The organism is Escherichia sp. 94.0001, from assembly GCF_013369155.2.
GTDB lineage: Bacteria > Pseudomonadota > Gammaproteobacteria > Enterobacterales > Enterobacteriaceae > Escherichia > Escherichia coli_F.
The window spans coordinates 25,636-32,959 of sequence record NZ_JABWMS020000051.1 but is presented as its reverse complement, the minus strand read 5'-3'; the positions used below and the strand labels follow the sequence as shown (position 1 = coordinate 32,959).

The following is a 7,324-nucleotide window of genomic DNA, read 5'->3' as shown; positions in this document are numbered from 1 at the left end:
GCTTGCGCCAACGCCATTTCATCGCCATCCCGCCGAGCATACAGGCCTCGGAAGAGCCAATGGTGTTGGTGCCAACGGCCTGACCATTTTTCGGCGCAGGCGCATGCCACAGGTCAGCAACCATGTTTACGCAACGCAGGTCGATAGCTGCAGATTGCGGATATTCTTCTTTGTCGATCCAGTTTTTGTTGATCGACAAATCCATCAATTTATGGACGTTTTCGTCGTCCCAGGTCTGGCAGAAAGTGGCCAGGTTCTGACGAGCGTTGCCATCAAGATATAATTCATCATTGATAATCTGGAATGCGACATCATCGCGCATTTCGTGCAGCGGAAATCGTTTTGACTCCGCGATAGTAGAAATGGCCTTTGCGCCAAAACGTGAATCGAGTAGTTCTGAGCGGAAATCCGTTAACAGCTTCTGGTCCATTTCGAACTCCTTAAATTTATTTGAAGGCAATAAAAAAGTAGGATTTATCCGCAATGGAAGCAAGGCATTACAGGCTTAATTTAAATAACAAAATCCTAAGCAGAAAAACGACTTTTTATAATATAAACATTTAACATGATAATATTAAAAACAGACTTTATTGTCGTAATAAAAATCGCCCAAACATTCCTGTTCGGGCGATCAAATTAATTATTGTTTATCCTGCATATACGGCGTATATACCCCGTTCAGACTGTGCAGGAAAGCTACGATATCATCCACATCCTCCTGCGGCAGCTCTTTGCCTACCTGATAGCGCAGCATCAGTTTTACCGCCCCGTCCAGCGTCGGCACGTCACCGCGATGGAAGTACGGTGCCGTTAAAGCAACGTTACGTAAACCGGGTACTTTCTGACGCAATTTATCACGCTCTTCTTTAGTAACATTCATACGACCAATATCCGCCGCCGTAATTTCACCAAAGTTAAAGTCTTTTTTCAGCCCCAACGGTTCGAAAGAACGTCCGCCGAGAATAATACCACCATGACAAGTTGCACATTTATTATCTTTAAATAATTGATAGCCTTTTTTCTGTTGCACCGTCAGCGCATTCTCATCTCCACGCAACCATTTATCAAATGGGGAATCCGGCGTAATTAATGTTTTCTCAAATTCAGCAATAGCATCAGTAATATTTTCGCCACTGAAACCTTGCGGATAGACTTCGAGGAACTGCGCTTTAAGCTGCGGATCTTTTTCCAGCTTAGCAATAATTTCGTCCCAGGATTTCGACGCCATTTCAATCGGGTTCAACGGCGGTCCACCCGCCTGATCCTGCAATGTTGCCGCACGACCATCCCAGAACTGCTCAACGTTAAATACTGAGTTAAATACCGTCGGTGCGTTAATCGGTCCAACGGCACCACCAACACCAATCGACGTTTTTCTGCCATCAACGCCACCCGCATTTAACGCATGGCAATGTGCACATGAAATGGTGCTATCAGCCGATAAACGGGGATCATGATACAGCGTAAAACCCAACGCCACTTTTTGCGCATCGGTAGGCAGTTTTTGCGGAATAGGCTGCACCGGTTCATTGCGATGCTCCGGAGCAGTATCATTACTGGCGTAATATTCCGCGCGCTGTTTTGCAATCCAGGCAAGTATTTCCGCCCGCTCTTCATCACTCACCTTACCCGCCCAGTGTAGCGCGGTGTAACGCGTTGGCGGCATAGTTTCATACTGCATCACCCATTCAATCTTATTCAGATCGCTTTGCGAAACGGGTTTATCTGCCAACAGAGCCGCACGCACGGCCTCGAGGTTAAAAGATTTATATCCAAGCTTAATGTCGTAATCCATCAACTGTTTCGCGCCAGGAATATAATAATAGGCGGGTAATTCTGCCGAAGGCGTATGACAATAGTCGCATCCTTTTTCGCGAAGAAAACCTAAAACCTGATTATTTTCACTGACAGCAGATGCCTGAACATCGGCCTGTTTACTGCGTTTATTATCGTGGTACCACACATAACCAGATAACCCTAAATAGCAAATCGCGACGCCAGCCAGGCCGATCGCGGTAATACGTGAGACCATTTTCATTATTCTTCCCTCACGGTGGTGAGTTATTGTGACCCAGAAAATTTTCCAGAATGCTGCAAACGTCTCTGCGAGACAAAGCCATCATAAAAAACAGGGAAATACGCTTTTTGATAGGAATCAATCAATTACATGAATATAAACTATCAATAAGATAGTCTGTGCCTATTATACAGAGCAGGAATGGCATATCATGATTGCGGCGAGAGCAGGATTGAATGTTCTGAAAATGAAAAACAACACGGAATCCGTATTTTTATAAATTCTATTGATATTAGTGCGTTATATTTTTTGACAAGTTAATAAACGTGATCCACCGCACGCTTTGTCGCCCACCAGGCGGAGCGAATGACTACCCTTAAAGAAAAGCCCGATAATTAGCGACGAATTTCGGAGGTCGGATCCTTATGCTCAATCAGAAAATTCAAAACTCTAATCCAGACGAACTGATGATCGAGGTCGATCTCTGCTATGAACTGGACCCGTATGAATTAAAACTGGATGAGATGATCGAGGCAGAACCAGAACCCGAGATGATTGAAGGGCTGCCCGCCTCTGATGCGCTGACGCCTGCCGATCGCTATCTCGAACTGTTCGAGCATGTACAGTCGGCGAAAATTTTCCCCGACAGTAAAACCTTTCCCGACTGCGCACCCAAAATGGACCCGCTGGATATTTTAATCCGCTATCGTAAAGTGCGCCGTCATCGTGATTTTGACTTGCGCAAGTTTGTTGAAAATCACTTCTGGCTGCCGGAGACCTACTCCAGCGAGTATGTATCGGACCCGCAAAATTCCCTGAAAGAACATATCGACCAGCTGTGGCCGGTGCTCACCCGCGAACCGCAAGATCACATTCCGTGGTCTTCCCTGCTGGCGCTGCCACAGTCTTACATTGTTCCAGGGGGCCGTTTTAGCGAAACCTACTACTGGGATTCCTATTTCACCATGCTGGGGCTGGCGGAAAGTGGTCGGGAAGATTTGCTGAAATGCATGGCCGATAACTTCGCCTGGATGATCGAAAACTATGGTCACATCCCCAACGGCAACCGCACCTATTATTTGAGCCGCTCGCAACCACCGGTTTTTGCGCTGATGGTGGAGTTGTTTGAAGAAGATGGTGTACGCGGCGCGCGCCGCTATCTCGACCATCTGAAAATGGAATATGCCTTCTGGATGGACGGCGCAGAATCGTTGATCCCTAATCAGGCCTATCGCCATGTTGTGCGGATGCCGGACGGATCGCTGCTCAACCGTTACTGGGACGATCGCGACACGCCGCGTGACGAATCCTGGCTTGAAGACGTTGAAACCGCGAAACATTCTGGTCGCCCACCCAACGAGGTGTACCGTGATTTACGCGCGGGGGCGGCCTCCGGTTGGGATTACTCTTCCCGTTGGCTGCGTGATACCGGTCGTCTGGCGAGCATTCGTACCACCCAGTTCATCCCCATCGATCTGAATGCCTTCCTGTTTAAACTGGAGAGCGCCATCGCCAACATCTCGGCACTGAAAGGCGAGAAAGAGACAGAAGCACTGTTCCGCCAGAAGGCCAGTGCCCGTCGCGATGCGGTAAACCGTTACCTCTGGGATGATGAAAACGGTATCTACCGCGATTACGACTGGCGACGCGAACAACTGGCGCTCTTTTCCGCTGCCGCCATTGTGCCGCTCTATGTCGGTATGGCGAACCATGAACAGGCCGATCGTCTGGCAAACGCCGTGCGCAGTCGGTTACTGACACCTGGCGGGATTCTGGCAAGCGAGTACGAAACCGGTGAACAGTGGGATAAACCTAACGGCTGGGCACCATTACAATGGATGGCGATTCAGGGATTTAAAATGTACGGCGATGACCTTCTGGGTGATGAAATCGCGCGCAGCTGGCTGAAGACGGTGAATCAGTTCTATCTGGAACAGCACAAACTGATTGAGAAATACCATATTGCCGATGGTGTTCCCCGCGAAGGCGGCGGTGGCGAGTATCCGTTGCAGGATGGGTTTGGCTGGACTAACGGTGTGGTACGCCGTTTAATTGGTTTGTACGGCGAACCATAATATTTTTACAGCCAGCCGCTAACTTCCTGCTGGCTGTAAAATTATCCTCTTCAGGAGGAGATATTTAACATCATTGCCGCCTGGGTGCGATTTTTCACTTCCAGACGGCGATACAGGGATTCCAGATGCGCTTTTACCGTTCCGGTACTGATATTCAGCGCCCTGCCGATCTCTTTATTTGATTCGCCCGCCGCTAACATGGTTAAAATCTCCCGCTGGCGGGCGCTTAACGATTTGAGATCTTTAATGTCCTTTTCCGGCGTCGTTCGCCAGTCTCCCGGCAGAAACATCATCCCCATCGCCGCACTATTGACCGCCAACGCAAATGTCTCGACGGTTGAATCACGAGGCACAATGGCCAGCACATTAAAATGAATAACTTCCTGTAACCACCGTTTGTTGCAATCCGTCGCCGTAATTAACACCTTAACCTCAGGAAATTGCACCACGGTTTTTTGCAGCAACCAGTAGCAAAACTCACCATCCTGATCGCCATCGAGCATCACTAAGGCTTCAGGGTAACTTTCCAGCTTTTGCCATAACTCGTCTGCCTGACTGGCCCCCTGAATACTCACTCCTGGAATACGATGCTGTAAACTGATTTTCATTCCATGAATAAATATTGACTGCCTGTCAAACATGACTATTTGCATAACTGAATCTCCACCTGAATACGTTAAAAAGACTTAAGTAGTGGAAGGGTATTACCCGCGAGAAAAAATAAGAATTCGCCATTTGGCGGTGGCCATTCTACAGAGATGACGCGTAGAAAATAGTTACCGATATAAATAGTTACAGCTAAACGCCTGAAATTACATGTCGAGGGCATTATTTAAAACAATTTTGAGGATTTCCTTATATTGATGGCTAGTACGCATGCAATTAAAAATGAAATTCCGCGACCACAAGCCAAAATAACAAACGGCAATGAGACAAAAATAAGCACAAATAGCCAATACGTCCTCTGTTCACTTTAAAGGGAATCGCTGAAAAATACGCTCTGTTTAAGGGGATTCACCGTTCTCATAAAGCTATTCTCCCCTTTTCCTACTGAGAAATCGCCACATTCGTCATGACAACATTGTGAAACCCGGCATTAGATGTTAGAAAAACAATAAACAATGCGATATGCGCGTTACTGTTTCGCTGTGAACAACAATCGGTCAAAGAAATGGATAAAATTCACGCAATGCAGTTGTTCATCAAAGTCGCGGAGCTGGAAAGTTTTTCCCGCGCAGCGGATTTCTTTGCTTTGCCAAAGGGAAGTGTTTCGCGCCAGATACAGGCACTGGAACATCAACTTGGCACCCAGCTTCTCCAGCGCACCACGCGACGGGTCAAACTCACGCCAGAAGGCATGACCTATTATCAACGGGCAAAAGATGTGTTGAGTAATCTCAACGAACTGGACGGTCTGTTTCAACAGGATGCCACCAGTATCAGCGGTAAATTACGCATCGACATCCCACCAGGAATCGCGAAAAGCCTGTTACTGCCGCGCCTGTCGGAATTTCTCTATCAGCATCCGGGAATTGAGCTGGAACTGAGTAGCCATGACCGTCCGGTAGATATTCTTCATGATGGTTTTGATTGCGTGATACGCACTGGCGCGTTATCGGAAGATGGTGTTATCGCCTGTCCCCTCGGCAAACTAACCATGGTCAACTGTGCCAGTCCACACTATCTGACACGCTTTGGTTATCCACAAAGCCCCGACGATCTGACTTCACACGCAATAGTGCGTTACACACCGCACCTGGGTGTACATCCGTTAGGTTTTGAGGTTGCCAGCGTTAATGGTGTCCAGTGGTTTAAGTCTGGCGGCATGTTGACGGTAAACAGTAGCGAAAACTATCTCGCCGCCGGTCTTGCCGGTCTGGGGATTATTCAGATCCCGCGCATTGCCGTGCGCGAAGCCCTGCGTGCCGGGCGGCTTATTGAAGTATTACCTGGCTACCGTGCCGAGCCGCTCTCCCTTTCGCTGGTTTATCCGCAGCGTCGGGAGCTTTCCCGGCGTGTAAACCTGTTTATGCAGTGGCTGGCTGGCGTAATGAAAGAGTACCTGGACTGACCGACTATACTTTTTAAGAATGATCAAGACAGAAGGATAAAAGAGCGGATGACGCAGGAAAACGAGATTAAACGTCCCACCCAGGATCTGGAGCTCGAGCCGATTAAACCGCTGGATAATAGCGAGAAAGGCGGCAAAGTTAGCCAGGCGCTGGAAACCGTCACCACTACTGCCGAAAAAGTCCAACGCCAACCGATTATTGCGCACCTGATTCGCGCGACTGAACGCTTTAACGATCGGCTGGGGAATCAGTTTGGTGCGGCTATCACCTATTTCTCATTTTTGTCGATGATTCCGATTTTGATGGTGTCGTTTGCCGCCGCTGGTTTCGTTCTGGCCTCCCATCCGATGCTGCTGCAGGATATCTTCGACAAAATTCTGCAAAATATTAGCGATCCGACGCTGGCAGCTACATTGAAAAACACCATCAATACCGCCGTTCAACAGCGTACGACGGTAGGGCTTGTCGGCCTGGCGGTGGCGCTTTATTCCGGCATCAACTGGATGGGTAACCTGCGTGAAGCGATTCGCGCTCAATCGCGCGATGTCTGGGAACGTTCGCCACAGGATCAGGAAAAATTTTGGGTTAAATATCTGCGTGATTTTATTTCGCTGATTGGTTTGTTGATTGCGCTCATTGTGACGCTTTCGATCACCTCGGTTGCCGGTTCGGCGCAGCAAATGATTATTAGCGCCCTGCACCTGAACAGCATTGAGTGGCTGAAACCAACGTGGCGGTTGATTGGTCTTGCGATTTCCATCTTCGCCAACTATCTGCTTTTCTTCTGGATCTTCTGGCGATTGCCGCGCCACCGTCCGCGCAAAAAAGCGCTAATTCGCGGAACATTTCTGGCAGCTATAGGTTTTGAAGTAATTAAAATCGTGATGACCTACACACTGCCATCGCTGATGAAATCTCCGTCTGGCGCAGCATTTGGCTCCGTGCTGGGACTGATGGCGTTTTTCTACTTCTTCGCTCGTCTGACGCTGTTTTGCGCGGCGTGGATTGCCACCGCCGAATACAAAGACGACCCGAGAATGCCGGGGAAAACGCAGTCTTAAAATATGCCGGATGCAGCGCAACGCCTTATCCGGCCTACGAATTTATTCGGCCTGGCTCCCCGTAGGCCGGATAAAATGCGCCAGCATCGCATCCGGCTA

The 7,324-nt window shown here is 48.7% G+C and carries 6 protein-coding genes; 3 read left to right on the top strand and 3 right to left on the bottom strand.

Going from position 1 to position 7,324, the window contains the following annotated elements:
• On the bottom strand, nt 1–430 hold a 430-nt coding region (locus HEN33_RS18640; protein ID WP_000372194.1), incomplete at its 3' end, for a pyridoxal-dependent decarboxylase.
• A 210-nt stretch (nt 431–640) separates the two neighbouring features.
• On the bottom strand, nt 641–2,038 hold the full coding sequence (ccp, locus tag HEN33_RS18635) for a cytochrome c peroxidase (RefSeq protein WP_032185385.1): 1,398 nt from the start codon (nt 2,036–2,038) through the stop codon (nt 641–643).
• Between the two features lie 404 nt (nt 2,039–2,442).
• Here ccp and HEN33_RS18630 point away from each other — a divergent pair, with 404 nt between their 5' ends.
• Nucleotides 2,443–4,092, top strand: coding sequence for an alpha,alpha-trehalase (locus HEN33_RS18630; protein WP_000934242.1), 1,650 nt, complete (start codon nt 2,443–2,445; stop codon nt 4,090–4,092).
• 50 nt (nt 4,093–4,142) lie between these two features.
• On the opposite strand, the gene HEN33_RS18625 is transcribed toward HEN33_RS18630, so the two are convergent.
• Nucleotides 4,143–4,745, bottom strand: a complete 603-nt coding sequence (locus HEN33_RS18625; protein WP_001167663.1) for a helix-turn-helix transcriptional regulator — start codon at nt 4,743–4,745, stop codon at nt 4,143–4,145.
• A gap of 518 nt (nt 4,746–5,263) precedes the next feature.
• On the opposite strand from HEN33_RS18625, the gene HEN33_RS18620 reads away from it, so the two are divergent.
• Together HEN33_RS18620 and yhjD are read left to right on the top strand one after the other, a co-directional pair.
• The gene (locus HEN33_RS18620) at nt 5,264–6,163 is read left to right on the top strand and encodes a LysR family transcriptional regulator (RefSeq protein ID WP_032185444.1); all 900 of its coding nucleotides are present in this window, start codon (nt 5,264–5,266) and stop codon (nt 6,161–6,163) included.
• Nucleotides 6,164–6,211: 48 nt separating this feature from the next.
• Nucleotides 6,212–7,225, top strand: a complete 1,014-nt coding sequence (gene yhjD, locus HEN33_RS18615; RefSeq protein WP_000191271.1) for an inner membrane protein YhjD — start codon at nt 6,212–6,214, stop codon at nt 7,223–7,225.
• The last annotated feature ends 99 nt before the right edge of the window (nt 7,226–7,324 follow it).

Coding starts and splice junctions, on each gene's coding strand:
- HEN33_RS18620 (WP_032185444.1), top strand. CDS start 5,264: ATGGATAAAATTCACGCAATGCAGTTGTTCATCAAAGTCGCGGAGCTG.
- yhjD (WP_000191271.1), top strand. CDS start 6,212: ATGACGCAGGAAAACGAGATTAAACGTCCCACCCAGGATCTGGAGCTC.
- ccp (WP_032185385.1), bottom strand. CDS start 2,038: ATGAAAATGGTCTCACGTATTACCGCGATCGGCCTGGCTGGCGTCGCG.
- HEN33_RS18625 (WP_001167663.1), bottom strand. CDS start 4,745: ATGCAAATAGTCATGTTTGACAGGCAGTCAATATTTATTCATGGAATG.
- HEN33_RS18630 (WP_000934242.1), top strand. CDS start 2,443: ATGCTCAATCAGAAAATTCAAAACTCTAATCCAGACGAACTGATGATC.